Raw genomic sequence first — 13,542 nt, 5'->3', positions numbered from 1 at the left:
GGTGCTTCGAGTGTCTAACGGTGCTCGGGTCGCTTCCCAGCGTTGCCCTATCCTCCGTCAGACGAGTACATTATAACGACATATGGTTTGTCGTGCAAAAAAAATACCCATTGTCGCGGGTATCCGATAGAATTTGATTTTGGAAAACTAAATTTTATACGGAGCCGGACAATGGGATATGGACATCTTAACATCGATGAGCGGGAAGTCATCTTAAAAATGAGAGCGCAACAGGCAAGTATGCAGATAATAGGCGACAGACTTGGCCGCAGCAAAGGTACGATTAGTCGTGAGCTGTCTCGTAATGTAAGTTCGACGCTCGATTACAGACCGCATCTTGCCCAGCGGTACTATGAGAAAAGACGCGATGCGTCCAAAGAGCCATATCGTATAGAAGAAGATTCGCTGCTGCGAAAATATGTTGAAAGGAAGCTGCGGCAATACTGGTCTCCAGAGCAGATAAGCGGCAGAATAAGCAATGACCACAAGATAGATATAAGCGTTATAACCATTTATAACTGGATATATCGCAATCGCGACGAAGGCGGCGAGTTCTACAAGTATTTGCGTCAGAACCACCGTCGGCGGCGTAAGCGACGAGGCAGTGAAGATTGCAGGGGTCAAATGCCGGACAGGCGTATGATCGACAAGCGTCCCGGAGTTGTCAATGAACGCAGGCGTATTGGCGATTGGGAAAGCGATACTGTCGAGGGCGGCAAAGGCAGCGGATTTATTGCCACACACGTCGAACGCAAGACGCGATATACGGTTGCGGTGAAAGTTGCTGACAAATCAGCCGACACAGTAACAAATGCGACGCTCGCGGCGATGCGGAAATTGCCGCCTGAAAAGATTAAGACAATGACGTTTGATAACGGCAAAGAGTTTGCGGGTTTTAAGGAATTGGAAGTCGGACTGGCAATGCGGAGTTATTTTGCCCATCCGTACCATAGCTGGGAGCGTGGCACTAATGAGAATACCAACGGCCTGTTGCGACAATTCTTTCCCAAGGGTATGGATTTTCGGGTGATTAGCGATTCAGATGTTGACAAAGCGGAAGGCTTATTGAATAATTGACCACGGAAATGTTTAAACTATCGGACCCCGACAGAGGTCTTCTGGAGCAAACCTGTATGTTGCGCTTCAGATTAAAATTTGGGTATAAAGCCAATCAGGGATTTTTAAATCTTTTTGCTGATACTCTTCCAGTGCCAAAGGCAGATTTCCCAATCCTGCCAGTGCTTGTGCGCGAACTCGTTTCAATACATCAGGGGGGAATTTTACAAAATTAAATTTACTAATCAGTTTTAATCTGTGTGCGATTTTCAAAACTTTTTCCCACTGATGCCAGTCTTTTGCCTTGTTTAGCTTGTCATAGTAAAGAGTTGGAAGGCTTATCCATGTGCGGAAAAACGGCCAGCCTATCATCAATATTATGATTGGGATGGGGAATTTACCATTAACCTGGTGATTTATTATAGTTGTTGAAATGCCTATCAAATAAATAAACCAACCCTGAATTATACTGCGAAGAAATGCACCTAATATCGTTCTTGGCCGTTTTAGATATTTTTTAAATAAGGAAGGCGTAAATTTTGTGTCCGATTTTTGAAAAACAAAATCTACGATTTCATCCGCTTGTAAATGTAAATCCGTGTATCCCTCGGCCTCTAATATCGCCTTTGATTCCCCAATAGTTTCAGCCGATATTTCTTTGACTACAGTATTTCCAGATTTATTTTTTACTGTCCAAACGAAATTTGCCATGTAACTTCCCAAAAGTTATGAATTTATTCTGGAGACCTCATTGCCGGCATCCTTTTTAATTTGATAAATTATCAGCCTGAATTTCCGGCGTTGCAGGATTAGGAATGACCGCAGCGGCAGCATGCATACTTTCAGCTTGTGCTCTTGCATTGATAAAGCCAAGGCCTCCGATAAGGCAATACAAGAAGAACGCATGAAACGCCAGACCCATCCATATTTTAAACACCAGAAAAATAAGTGTGTCCAGTGCGTACAATACCATTCCAATAATATATACTGTTTTGCTGCCCCTTTTGGAAAGGAACCAGATTAGAACGAAAACTCCGATTAAGATAAGATTAATCACAAAGCCGATGATTGTAATAAAATTTGCGATACCACCTTGGGTTTCCTGGCGTATGTGGGAAGCCAGGGCATCGATAAAGGTCGTTATACCAAGGCCGATTACAAAAGTCGTATCGCTTTTGGAAAAAGCCAGCACTGAATTGATAATTGAAAATATCGCGATGGCCCCAAACCATCCGCACGCTCTGTTCGCCTGATTGATTACTTCTATCGGCTCATACTGTTTCTTACCAATCTCAATACCCATAGAACCTCCTGAAAAAAAAGTTTATTTCTATCCCGGATACATAAATTCCGGCACGCGTCTTGGTTTACCGTTGTCATCGACGCAGGCCAGAATGCTTGAACCCTCGCAGAGCAAAAGGCCGATGCCCGGCCTGTAAAGTTTGTACGTATGTTCGATTTTTGCCGCCGTTACCTTCGTGCATTCAGTAACAAGCTCCAACTGCTCATCGTAAAGTGCCGGCCTGCGGTACTTGACGTGCAGCTCCGCAACCACCATATAAAAGCCATCGCGCTCAAGGTCTTTGTACGCCAAACCGTTAGCTCGGAGCAATTCGGTACGTCCCATCTCGAAATAAATCGGATAAACGCAGTGGTGAATCACGCCTGCCTGGTCGGTCTCGCAGTATCGAGGCACAATCGTGATTTTGTGCGATAAAACAGTAAGTTTTTCCGGATATTCCATAATGGTAAAAGAGCCTATCAAAATCCAAAAAAATTTCAAGTGAGAACACGGAATTAATCTACTGCGTCCGAAAAAATCGGCCTGTAAATTCACGGAACGAACACATTTTGGCGAATGTGAAGATAAACAAGATACCAAAAAATAAAAAAATTACCTAAATTGACATTTCCCCGGAAATTTGCTAATATATTGGTGTAACAACCATTTAGATTCGTATAAATAGTTGTTGTTAAGAACTGGAATTATTAGTATAAACTTTGTGAGGTAAGTATGAAAGTTAGAATTTTAATCAGTGTATTGCTTGCGGTGGTTCTCGTTGCGTTTGCGGTGTCGGTTTCCGGCTGCTCTGAACATGTCGGCAAGGCGACAGTCGGCACGCAGCGGGCGGAAAGTTCGATACTCGGCGGTCATGGTCTTGGCGAAACAGAGCATGAAAGAACCGACGACCATACAAGGCAGCTTCGTCTGAACGGCTCAATGATGATTGACGATATTGACGCCTGGATGATGACCGACAGAACAAGCAGACTTACAGAGTTCACTGTAAGATAAATACCAAATGGTATTATTGCTATCGCGTTGTGAAGTTTGTAACTTCTCTGCCGGCTTCGCTTTAACCCCACTGCGGGGACTGGCGCCGCGGAGAATATTGAGATAATTTATTAAATCAGTACTGTAGTTAAACACAACAGGCTTTAAAGGATTAATGCAAATGTGGATTGATGCGATTATAGAGTATCTTCAACGTGTCGCGACGTACAATCCATTTGTTGTCATTATTGAATTGCTTCTCATCGGCTTAGTCGTGTACTGGGCCGTAAATTTCCTCGAAGGTACTCGCGGCGAACGTCTGTTCAGAGGCGTTATCATTTTGCTGCTTGCCGGCTCAATGCTGCTCAAATTATTAGTCAACACTTTCGGTTTCGAACGGCTTCAGTATCTTTACAGCAGTTTTTTGATTCTCGTTTTGATTTTGGCTGCGGTCGCGTTTCAGCCTGAAATTCGCAGAATGTTAATCCGTATCGGCGAGACCGGCGGAAAATTCGGCACTTCGGGGCAGAGACAGCTTTCACAAACCGTCGAAGAAATCATCACCGCTGTTAATGAGCTTTCAGAAAAGAAAATCGGCGCGATTATTATAATCGAACGTCAGGTCGCTTTGGGCGAATTTATTGAAACGGGCGTGCGAATTGATGCGCAGGTGAAGTCTGCGCTGCTCGAATCTATTTTTTATCCCGGCGGTGCGCTGCACGATTTGGCTGTGATAATTCACGGCGACAGAATCGCCGCCGCAAGGGTGCAACTGCCGCTTGCTGAAATCGGAACAGTCAAAGGCGTACTCGGCTCAAGACACAGAGCCGCTATCGGCATCACAACAGGCAGCGATGCTTTCGCGATTGTCGTTAGCGAAGAAACCGGAATAGTCAGTATTGCCGAGGAGGGGAATTTAGACCGACACATTACCGAAGAAGAACTCCGAAAGAGGCTGACGAACATTATCGTGGACGCAGCAGGCATTGCCGCGAGATTAAAAAAACATAAAGAAGAAAACAAAAAAGAAAAATGTTAGCGAAGATAAAAAAAGCTGCGTTGGTAATTTTTATAACCTGTCTTATCTGGGTATGGGCAGACTTGTCTCTGGACAAAGACCTGACAGACCAGAGTATGACGATTGTCGCCAGCAAGGCCGACCCAAAGCGTTGGATTACAATTGAAGGCAAACCGGAAGCGATTATAAAAGTCGATTTGCGAGGACCCGTTGTCAAGATTAACGACCTGAACAAAAAAATCCAGGCAGGCGACGAAAAAATGGATGTCGTATTCGACCCCGTTAAGGAAAATATGGCGACTCCCGGCGATTATAGTTTGACGGACGTCAGAAAATTCCTTACCGAAAGCGACAAGATACGCGATTACGGTTTGCAGGTTAAATTCGCAAAGCCGGACAAACTGCAGAATATAAAAGTTGTGGCGCTTGCGGAAAAAACGCTTCCAATTAAATGCGTTGACGAAGCCGACAATGAAATTCCGGGTGCGAAAATGATGCCTGATATTATTACCATATATGCGCCGGATACCGTTACAGAGGCCAAGGTTAAACTGGCCTCAATTGCCGAGCGTAAACAGGCCAGAGGCGCACCGGTCACGAAAAATCCGTATATCGAACTGACAAAAACCGAGGTACGGTTTTCAGACGCCAATATCAAAATTGAATTACCTGCCGTCAGCGAAGATATGAAGCCTTATGCGATTAACGGAACGCTCGGCTTTATATTCAGTGCGAATCTTGCCGGCAGATACGAAGTTGAGTTTATTAAACGGCCTGAAGTCGGAAGCATTACGATACTTGCGACTCCCGAGGCCAGGGACGCTTATGAACTAACCCAATTCGAAGTGCTTTTGAGTATTCAGGATGACGACATCGGCAAACCGGAAGTTACCCGGCAGCTCATTTATAATTTCCCTGTGCAATATGTACGCGACGACAAAATACGTCTCAAGGGCGAGCCTGCTGAAGCCAAATTCAAACTTGTACCTGTTGCCGCCGATGTTAATCAGCCAACTCTTATTTTCAACCCGTAATTAAAGGAATATATCGTTATGGAGCCAGAAAAAATCATTCTGCATTTCAAAGAAGCGATAATTCCCTCAGCAGTTGTCGTGGTTGTTTTACTTGTCGGTTATATTGTTCGAGCAATCATATTTTCGAGAATAGCCAAATGGCCGGACAGTAAATTTGGCATTGGCAAACGTATAATACATATCATCAAATCCCCGATGTTGGTATGGTTTCTGATGCTCGGCATTTATCTTGCGCTGGAAATATCAAAATTGCCGCAGAACATAGTTGAGATTGCGGGAAAAACTCTGCTTACGCTTGGTTTGTTTTCGCTTACTCTTGTTGCCGTAAATATTTCGACGGCGTTTATTGCCAGGCATTCGGCTGCGATAGAAGGCGTTATGCCTATGACTTCGCTCACGCAGAACATCGCAAGGATAGTGATATTTGGCATTGGCATTTTAATTATTCTAAACACGCTTGGCATACCGATATCTCCAATACTGGCGACGTTGGGTGTCGGCGGCCTGGCAGTCGCGCTTGCGCTGCAGGATACGTTGAGCAATGTCTTCGCGGGATTTTATATTACTATAAGCAGGCAGTTGAGAATTGGCGATTACGTCAAATTAGATACCGGCGAAGAAGGATATATTGTCGACATAACCTGGCGAACGACTAAAATCAAGGCGTTGCCGAACAACATCATATTGATACCGAACGAAAAATTAACCAAAGCAATCTGCATAAATTATTATCTGCCTGAAAAAGAAATGTCTGTTTTGATGCAGGTTGGTGTGCATTATGGCAGCGATTTGGAAAAGGTGGAAAAAGTTACCTGCGAAGTCGGACGCGAAGTGATGAAGAATGTAACCGGCGGTGTTCCGGAGTTTGAGCCGTTCATAAGATTTCATACTTTCGCCGATTCGAGCATTAACTTTTCCGTCATTCTGCGGGCGAAGGAATTTACAGACCAGTATTTGATTAAGCACGAATTTATAAAGAGACTGCAAAAGCGTTACGCACAGGAAGGAATTACAATTCCATATCCAATTCGCGCGATTAATTACACGCAGGAAAAAGCCGCCGAGTAGTGTCGTTCCTGCGCCCACTTGTCACTCCCGCGAAGGCGGGAATCTATCCTGTTGTGCCGCTCTGTGCGTCAGGTACTCTCGGCTCTTATTAACTGAAATTATTATTAATCCTTATAGTCTTTTCTGCTTCTCGGTCTTACAAGCAGTCTGATTGGCACTTCCGCAAAACCCAGATAGTCGCGGAGTCTTCCTATTAAAAATCTTCTGAAATTCTCGTCGAATAATTCTATTTTGTTTACGAATAAAATAATCGTGATAGGATTTACAGAAACCTGTGTCGCGTAATAAATTTTTGGCAGACTTCCGCCCTTTGATTTGCCGCCCATTCGCTGCTCGGTAATCACTTCAATCGCCTTGTTTAATCTCGGAGTTGATACTTTCGTTACCGCCTGTTTGAAAAGTTCCTGCGCCAAATCGATGACAGCCTGAATATTTCTGCCTTCGCTTGCGGTTGTAAACGCTATCGGAGCGTAACTCAACTGCGGCAGCATTTTGCCCAGGTATTCGGTGTAATCGTCAGTTGACGCTTTGGCCTTGGCAAGGTCCCACTTGTTGACCACGAGAATACAGGCCTTGAATTCATCAGCGATAAACCCGCTTAATTTTTTGTCAACCTGCGAAAGCGGTTCGGATGCGTCGATTAAGAATAATACGACATCGGCTCTGGTAACTGATCTTTGTGCTCGTACAAAACTGTAAAATTCTATACTGTCGGCCATGCTGCCTTTTTTGCGAATGCCCGCGGTATCGATAACAATAAAAGTTTTTCCATCTTTTTGAAAGCGAACATCAATCGCGTCGCGAGTCGTACCGGGAAGTTCACTGACGATAACTCGGTCGCTTCCTGCGATTGCGTTGGTCAGTGTGCTTTTGCCGGCGTTGCGTTTACCGACGATCGCAAGACGCATTTCGACATCCTGCGGCCTTTCTTCTGCGTTTTCTTTTAGAAACTCAATAACTTTCTCGATAAGAATCTGGCTGTTGAGACTATTTGCCGCCGAAACGCACATCGCGTCGCCAAATCCGAGTTTGCCGAAATCAGCCGCGCGCGGAAACATTGGCGCTTCATCAGCCTTGTTGGCGACAAGCATCACGTTAAGATTATTCTTTCTCAAAAGTTTGGCTATCTGCTCATCGAGCGGCACAAGGCCGTCTCGAATATCTACGACAAAAAGTACAAGCGAAGCCATTTCGATAGCCTGATAAATCTGATTTTCGATATGGTCTTTAAGTGCGTCGGAATCGACAATACCATACCCGCCGGTATCGATTAGCTCGAAAAAACGGTCATTTCGTTCGATAATTGCGCTTACACGGTCGCGAGTAACGCCCGCTGTCGGCTCAACGATACTTATCATTTCGCCCGCCATTGCGTTAAAAAGCGAACTTTTGCCGACATTCGGCCTGCCTACTATTGCTACTACTGGTAATGCCATTGTATTTTAATCGACTAACCTCGGCCTTCGTGCCGAATCAACAATTTTGATATTTAAACTTTGACTTTTAATTTTAAGATGGGGATTATAACAGAATTGCTTAAACATTTAAACAACTATTGGTGAAAAAGAAAAGGGCAGGTTTTGCCTGCCCTTTTGACTGCTTTATGCGTTATTTCTGGAGTTCTTTTCCAGCTTTTTCCAACTCTTTGCCGGCATCTTCTTTTGCTGCGTCGGCATCTTTTGCGGCCTGATCAGCGGCCTGGTTGGCCTGTTCGGTTATTGATGTTGGTGTTGGTGCCGGTTCTTCTTTCTTGCAGCCAACGATTGCTATCATACTGACAAAAACGAGGACTAATAGAATTTTGCGTAACATTACCGATCTCCTTAAAAAAAATATGTTTCATTGTTCCATCATTATACACACGAATTACCTTAATTTACATCCTATTATTATTCTTTTTCTGGGACGTTGTCAACCCTTAATACTTATTAAAGTGTTTTGGTGCTATTTTACGATTGTCTGTTATAATACATATATTATACTATTTTTGTTGAAATAAGGACAATATAAGTACTAAATGACTGCGATTCCGACAAATGCGGAGAGAAAAAGAAGCCTCCCCTGGTGGCTGGCAGCCGGTATGCTGGACAATGTCAGGATTTCATTCGTTTTTGGCCCTGTACTCGTCCTTTTTCTGGATGCGCTGCAGTTCGGCAGGGGACAAATCGGTTTCTTATTAGCTTTGCCGCTGTTTTTCCAGGTATTGGCAATTTTTGTTGTGCCGATGATTGAGCGAATTGGCTACAAACTTTCGTGCATTATCTTTTTCGGAATGCGAACTACTATTTTGTTGGGACTGCTCTTCACACCTACGGTTGCAGCCGTCCACGGTACAAGCGGCGCGTTTTTATGGGTTGCCTTTGTAATGCTGGTGTTTTCATTTGCGCTAGTTGCCGGCCTGACCGCTGCGGGCCCATGGAGTCAGGAAATTCTGCCAACAAACATCCGCAGCAAAATCATAGCACTCAATACTTTCCTTTGCAGCCTTGTCGTTCTGACAGCTACCTGTTTTGCCGGCTTTTGGATAAAACGGTCTGACAATCTGTCAGGTTTTATGTTTCTTATCGGTACCGGCTCAATTATTGGTATTCTTTCAGTCATCTGCCACGGCTTTTTCCCCGGCGGCGGCAGCATAAAAAGAAAAGGCCACAGCAAAGAACATTTCCTGAATATGCTCAAAGCCTTTAAAGACAAAGATTTCGTCGGTCTGCTTTGGGGCATCGCGATTTTTATTTTCATTGTTCAAGGTGTCGCGTCTTTCATTCCGCTTTATATGAAGGACATCATCGGCATTGACGCCGGCGATGTTATTTATCTGACCATGTGGACTACCGCCGGAACTCTTATCGCCGTTTACTTTTGGGGCTGGGCGGCAGACCGCTTCGGCGGAAAACCAGTTTTCGTTACAGGTGTGATGTTCCATATTTTAATGCCGTTCCTCTGGTACGCGATTCCGCGCAACGCAGGCAATGCGAGTTTTTATTCCGCTGTCGTCGTCTCATTTATCGGCGGCATTCTTTGCGTCGCGTATTTAATTGGCATCGACAGATATTTATTCCTGACGATTTTCCCGCCGGACAAAAAAACTTCCTATCATTCCGTTTGGTTCGCATGGACAGGTTTCTTCGCGGGAATGGGACCTTTGGCTGTCGGCTTGGCTCTGAAATTTTTCCACGGACTCGATGCCTCGAACATTTCGCTGCTGCACATAAAGGTAAATTCATTTTTGCCGATATTTGCAGCTCACATAATAATGCCTGCCATCGCGATTTATGTTATCAGCAAAATAAAACAAGACAGTGAAACAACCGCAAAAACTTTTGTCGGCCAGTTATTCGAAAGTGTGCCGTTTGGTTTGTTTGGTTCGTTGAGTTCAATTATGCGTTACCGCTGGGCGGGCGAAGAGCAGGAACGCATCGAAACAACCCGCGACCTCGGCAGATTGGATAGTCCCTTCAACGCTGACGAACTTATCGAAGCGATTAAAGACCCCAGCTTCGATGTGCGATACGAAGCGATTGTCGCGATGGCATCAAGAAAGCCGAGCCATAGAACGGTTATGGCACTGACTGATGTGCTCAATGGCTTTGATATAGAATTGAGCGCAACGGCTTCGTGGGCGCTTGGTCAAATCGGCGACAAAGAGGCAATACCCGCATTGCGAAATCAGTTGGAAGCACCGTACAGAATTTTGCGAGCAAGAAGCGCACGCGCGCTTGCAGGTCTTGACGATAAGGAAATCGCGCCGCATCTGCACGAGCTTTTGAAAACAGAATCAGACCATGCACTCAAGACTGCGTATGCTTCGGCGCTTGGCACTTTGAAATATATGCCTGCTCTGCAGGATGTCCTTACGTTGTTGAGTGAAGCGAAAAATGAGACATTCAGAGGCGAACTGGCGCTTGCCGTCGCGAAAATCATCGGCAGCGAGCGGACGTACATAAAATTATACCGCAACGCTCAAAGCGACTGGTCAACAACCGTATATGAAGCTATGACGAAGATGAAAAAGCCTATGCAGAAATTAGATTTGAGCGAGGATTTGCTCGAACTGGTAACGATTTGTGCGGACTGCTTTGCCGCTGAAAAACCGAGTTTGAGCGATGAGCTGATGTGGCCGATTTTTGAAGCGCTGCAGAAAGATTCTATCGACAAAAATTTCAGACCGGTCTTTATGGAGTTGAGCAAGAGGCTCGAACAGTTCGGCACATCACGCCGCGAATATATTTTATTGGCGATTCACACCTGCGACGTCTGGCTGCGAACAAACATCGCGATAAGAACACGCGATAACTAAAATTATTGAAGAAGGAATATTGAAGATTTTAGATTGGCTGAATTCTTAATTTTGAATTTTAAATTTTTAATTAAAAATTAAACATTAATAATTTAAAATTAAATAAATCTTCAATCTTCTATCTTCATTTTTCAATTCTACGGATTACCGTATAGTTGGATATCATCGATATTCCAGCCGCAATACACGCTGTTGTCATCGGTTGTGCCCATCTGCCATCTCAAATAAACAGTCGGCTGATTATCAGCGACAGCGGAAATATCAATTTCAATTTTCTTCCATTCTGAATCAGCGGTTTCATCATTCGGATTTTGCCATACAGTCGTCCATTCGGTGCCGTCGCTGCTGACCTGAACAGTTGCGTGGTCGTAAGAATTTGACTCGACTCCCAGCCACCGCCGGAACGTAAGCTGCACATTGTACCATCCGCTGCAATCGATAGCGGTGCTGGTCAGATTTGTTTCCGCCAAACTGTTTGTGTAATCGCCGTCGAGATTATATCCATAAACGTTGTCGCCGGTAAATCCCGCTGTCGGGTCTGGTACGCCTGCTTCACTGCCGCCGCTGCCCGTTGGCTGTCCCCATTCCCACAATCCTTCTGTTGTCCAGCCCGGATTTGTGTCTAATGTTTCTTCGTAGAATTTTGACCATCCGAACGGATGATGAACAAAACCCGCCAGCCAGTCTTCGGCGAAAATCGCAAGGTCGAAAATATCCACGACAGTATCGTTATTCAAATCCGTTCCGCCGCAGAAATCAGGTCCCGTACAGGTGTCGAGCCATCTTGCCGCCAAAGCCGCGAAGTCGAAGAAATCGACATCACCGTCAGGCGACTGCGCAAATGAATCTCCGCAAATATCCGCCCATTTTTCGTTGAGAACCTGAACATCAACGTTAAGCTGTCGTGCGTAATACCCATCGCTGACCACTAACAAATAAGCGTCAATATCAAGATAATCGCCCGCCATCGCGCGAATATACATATTGCCGATGCCGTCAGATACCAGCGTGCCGTTGCGATAAACTTTAACATACGCCAATTCCGATGCGCCCAAATCCGTACCGCCGAGCACCGCAGCTATATGAACATAAGATGCTGAACCAATCGGTTTTGCAGGCGAAGGATTGATTTCGATGTGCATTTCCAATTTGCCGTTGGCATCGCCCGGCTCTTCGTATATATGCTGCCACTGGTCGCAATCCCACGTTACTTCGTTAACTTCAACGCATATTTCAGTATCGCAAATTTGACCGCTAACGCTGATTACGCCCTGATAAATCCCCGGCATCTCGGCCGCTGTCAGCGATACATTTGAATAAACGCCCTTATTGCCGTTTTTAGTTTCGCCGCCACCGGAACAGTATGTTTCGTTGATGTATGCCGATTCGTTCACGCCGACATCTTCGCCGAGTCTATTTGTCCACGCGGTCGCGACATAATCTATATTTAATAATGCCGATAACATTGGCGTATCTGTCTGCGCGAATTTCAAAACATAATTGTCTCCCATATGATAACTTATGCCCAGCGTATTATCCGGCATAACCGCAAGCGAAGAAAACATTCCGGCCTGACTGCCGTAATAGCCGTCAACGTCCATAGTTTTCCATGTTCCGTTATCATAGATTGCAAGTTTAAGACTTTCGTTGTAACCATCATAATATGAAATCGCTGGATTGCCGTTCGGCAGTATCGCAAGACTGCTGTATTTGCCGAAGTCGTTCAGGCTGTACGTTCCGTCATCGACGACTTGTATATCCCACGCATCCGTCTCGTTCAGAGCGGCATATTTCAAACGCTTGTAGGCCAGGTCATAATATGAAATCGCCGGCCGTCCAGAAGGCAGAATCGCCAAACTTGCGTATTGTCCGACTACCGCTGCGGATGAGTCCACGAGTCTTGTCTGCCAGATAGTTCCGTTGAACCAGGCATATCTTAATGTGTAATTATCATAATACGCAATCGCCGGATTTCCATCGGGCAGAGCGAGCATACTTGTATTCAAATTATATACGTTGGTTGCGATAGTTGTGAATTGCCACGCGCTTCCATCGAATCTTGCGTATTTGAGTTCTCGAGTCGTGCTGTTGTAATAACTTATCGCAGGTTGTCCGCCGATAATCGCAAGCGAAGTATATCTGCCGGTTACGCCAGTGCTTTCCAGAATTTCGTTGTGCCACGCCGCACCGTCGTACCAGGCATATTTTAAATTATCCTCCATATATTCCCAGTATGAGATTGCAGGATTGCCGTTGGCAAGCGCAGCCGGCGATGTGCTTTGAGCCCAAATGTTATTGTCATCGACAATTTCAATATTCCAACTGCTGCCGTTGTAGCGGGCGTATTTGAGTTCACCGTCGTCATCGCCCTGATATGATATTGCCGGCTGACCGTTGATGACAGCGAGTTTGGAATGTTCACCGCCGCCGTCGATGACATCAATGTTCCACGCTGCGAATACTGGGGAAATACAGAAAACAAGAATTGAAAATAAAGATATTGTGCGCCACATAATCCATCCTCCTAAAATGTTATATGATTAGATTGATTTTCACCGCAGGTAGTCTCTCATCTGAAAGTATATAAGATATACCACAATACCAGTTATTTGCAACTTTTAATAAACAAGGATTTACAGAAAAAAAGGGGACATTCTACTTTATTACTATACTAAATAAAGTAGAATGTCCCCTTTCCTGGGGTGGGGAATAAAAAATTTTACCACTTTTCACAAATTTACCTATTTTAACTAAAGTTTTAAGAAACGACGCTCCGATAGATAGTATATCTTAA

General features: G+C 44.8%; 12 protein-coding genes. 6 read left to right on the top strand and 6 right to left on the bottom strand.

From position 1 onward, the window contains the following. The first annotated feature begins 171 nt into the window (after positions 1-171). Positions 172-1,077: an IS30 family transposase gene (locus LLF92_08665; protein ID MCE5341180.1), complete on the top strand. Its 906-nt coding sequence runs from the start codon at positions 172-174 to the stop codon at positions 1,075-1,077. Between the two features lie 66 nt (positions 1,078-1,143). On the opposite strand, the gene LLF92_08660 is transcribed toward LLF92_08665, so the two are convergent. The 3 genes from LLF92_08660 to LLF92_08650 are packed head-to-tail and all read right to left on the bottom strand — an operon-like array spanning position 1,144 to position 2,800. Next, complete coding sequence (locus LLF92_08660; GenBank protein ID MCE5341179.1) at positions 1,144-1,767, bottom strand: hypothetical protein; 624 nt, start codon at positions 1,765-1,767, stop codon at positions 1,144-1,146. 55 nt (positions 1,768-1,822) lie between these two features. Then, a complete protein-coding gene (locus tag LLF92_08655; GenBank protein ID MCE5341178.1) occupies positions 1,823-2,359 on the bottom strand; it encodes a hypothetical protein in 537 nt (178 codons plus the stop codon). 27 nt (positions 2,360-2,386) lie between these two features. Further along, entirely contained in the window at positions 2,387-2,800 is a 414-nt protein-coding gene (locus tag LLF92_08650; GenBank protein ID MCE5341177.1) for an acyl-CoA thioesterase, read from the bottom strand. Positions 2,801-3,070: 270 nt separating this feature from the next. Here LLF92_08650 and LLF92_08645 point away from each other — a divergent pair, with 270 nt between their 5' ends. From LLF92_08645 to LLF92_08630, 4 genes are all read left to right on the top strand, one after another. Continuing rightward, positions 3,071-3,352 carry a hypothetical protein gene (locus tag LLF92_08645; GenBank protein ID MCE5341176.1) on the top strand — a complete coding sequence of 94 codons (282 nt, stop codon included), beginning with the start codon at positions 3,071-3,073 and terminating at the stop codon, positions 3,350-3,352. 160 nt (positions 3,353-3,512) lie between these two features. Then, on the top strand, positions 3,513-4,370 hold the full coding sequence (cdaA, locus tag LLF92_08640; protein ID MCE5341175.1) for a diadenylate cyclase CdaA: 858 nt from the start codon (positions 3,513-3,515) through the stop codon (positions 4,368-4,370). Continuing rightward, entirely contained in the window at positions 4,364-5,383 is a 1,020-nt protein-coding gene (locus LLF92_08635; protein MCE5341174.1) for a hypothetical protein, read from the top strand. Before cdaA ends, LLF92_08635 begins: the two co-directional genes overlap by 7 nt. Before the next feature lie 18 nt (positions 5,384-5,401). Then, on the top strand, positions 5,402-6,451 hold the full coding sequence (locus LLF92_08630; protein ID MCE5341173.1) for a mechanosensitive ion channel family protein: 1,050 nt from the start codon (positions 5,402-5,404) through the stop codon (positions 6,449-6,451). A gap of 104 nt (positions 6,452-6,555) precedes the next feature. Here LLF92_08630 and der read toward each other — a convergent pair whose 3' ends face one another. Together der and LLF92_08620 are read right to left on the bottom strand one after the other, a co-directional pair. Continuing rightward, positions 6,556-7,887 carry a ribosome biogenesis GTPase Der gene (gene der / locus LLF92_08625; GenBank protein ID MCE5341172.1) on the bottom strand — a complete coding sequence of 444 codons (1,332 nt, stop codon included), beginning with the start codon at positions 7,885-7,887 and terminating at the stop codon, positions 6,556-6,558. Positions 7,888-8,059: 172 nt separating this feature from the next. After that, positions 8,060-8,263, bottom strand: coding sequence for a hypothetical protein (locus LLF92_08620; GenBank protein MCE5341171.1), 204 nt, complete (start codon positions 8,261-8,263; stop codon positions 8,060-8,062). 205 nt (positions 8,264-8,468) lie between these two features. On the opposite strand from LLF92_08620, the gene LLF92_08615 reads away from it, so the two are divergent. Then, positions 8,469-10,748 (top strand): MFS transporter, encoded by a 2,280-nt coding sequence (locus tag LLF92_08615; protein MCE5341170.1) that lies wholly within the window; start codon positions 8,469-8,471, stop codon positions 10,746-10,748. 137 nt (positions 10,749-10,885) lie between these two features. Here LLF92_08615 and LLF92_08610 read toward each other — a convergent pair whose 3' ends face one another. Then, positions 10,886-13,261 (bottom strand): hypothetical protein, encoded by a 2,376-nt coding sequence (locus tag LLF92_08610; protein MCE5341169.1) that lies wholly within the window; start codon positions 13,259-13,261, stop codon positions 10,886-10,888. Positions 13,262-13,542: the final 281 nt, after the last annotated feature.

The organism is Planctomycetaceae bacterium (assembly GCA_021371795.1).
Classification (GTDB): Bacteria; Planctomycetota; Phycisphaerae; order Sedimentisphaerales; family UBA12454; genus UBA12454.
The sequence above is the reverse complement of the archived record's forward strand: the minus strand, read 5'-3'. Positions and strand labels throughout refer to the sequence as shown.

Bases quoted from the DNA above. Each gene is read 5' to 3' on its own strand.
- LLF92_08665 (MCE5341180.1), top strand. From the start codon at position 172: ATGGGATATGGACATCTTAACATCGATGAGCGGGAAGTCATCTTAAAA.
- LLF92_08660 (MCE5341179.1), bottom strand. From the start codon at position 1,767: ATGGCAAATTTCGTTTGGACAGTAAAAAATAAATCTGGAAATACTGTA.
- LLF92_08655 (MCE5341178.1), bottom strand. From the start codon at position 2,359: ATGGGTATTGAGATTGGTAAGAAACAGTATGAGCCGATAGAAGTAATC.
- LLF92_08650 (MCE5341177.1), bottom strand. From the start codon at position 2,800: ATGGAATATCCGGAAAAACTTACTGTTTTATCGCACAAAATCACGATT.
- LLF92_08645 (MCE5341176.1), top strand. From the start codon at position 3,071: ATGAAAGTTAGAATTTTAATCAGTGTATTGCTTGCGGTGGTTCTCGTT.
- cdaA (MCE5341175.1), top strand. From the start codon at position 3,513: ATGTGGATTGATGCGATTATAGAGTATCTTCAACGTGTCGCGACGTAC.
- LLF92_08635 (MCE5341174.1), top strand. From the start codon at position 4,364: ATGTTAGCGAAGATAAAAAAAGCTGCGTTGGTAATTTTTATAACCTGT.
- LLF92_08630 (MCE5341173.1), top strand. From the start codon at position 5,402: ATGGAGCCAGAAAAAATCATTCTGCATTTCAAAGAAGCGATAATTCCC.
- der (MCE5341172.1), bottom strand. From the start codon at position 7,887: ATGGCATTACCAGTAGTAGCAATAGTAGGCAGGCCGAATGTCGGCAAA.
- LLF92_08620 (MCE5341171.1), bottom strand. From the start codon at position 8,263: ATGTTACGCAAAATTCTATTAGTCCTCGTTTTTGTCAGTATGATAGCA.
- LLF92_08615 (MCE5341170.1), top strand. From the start codon at position 8,469: ATGACTGCGATTCCGACAAATGCGGAGAGAAAAAGAAGCCTCCCCTGG.
- LLF92_08610 (MCE5341169.1), bottom strand. From the start codon at position 13,261: ATGTGGCGCACAATATCTTTATTTTCAATTCTTGTTTTCTGTATTTCC.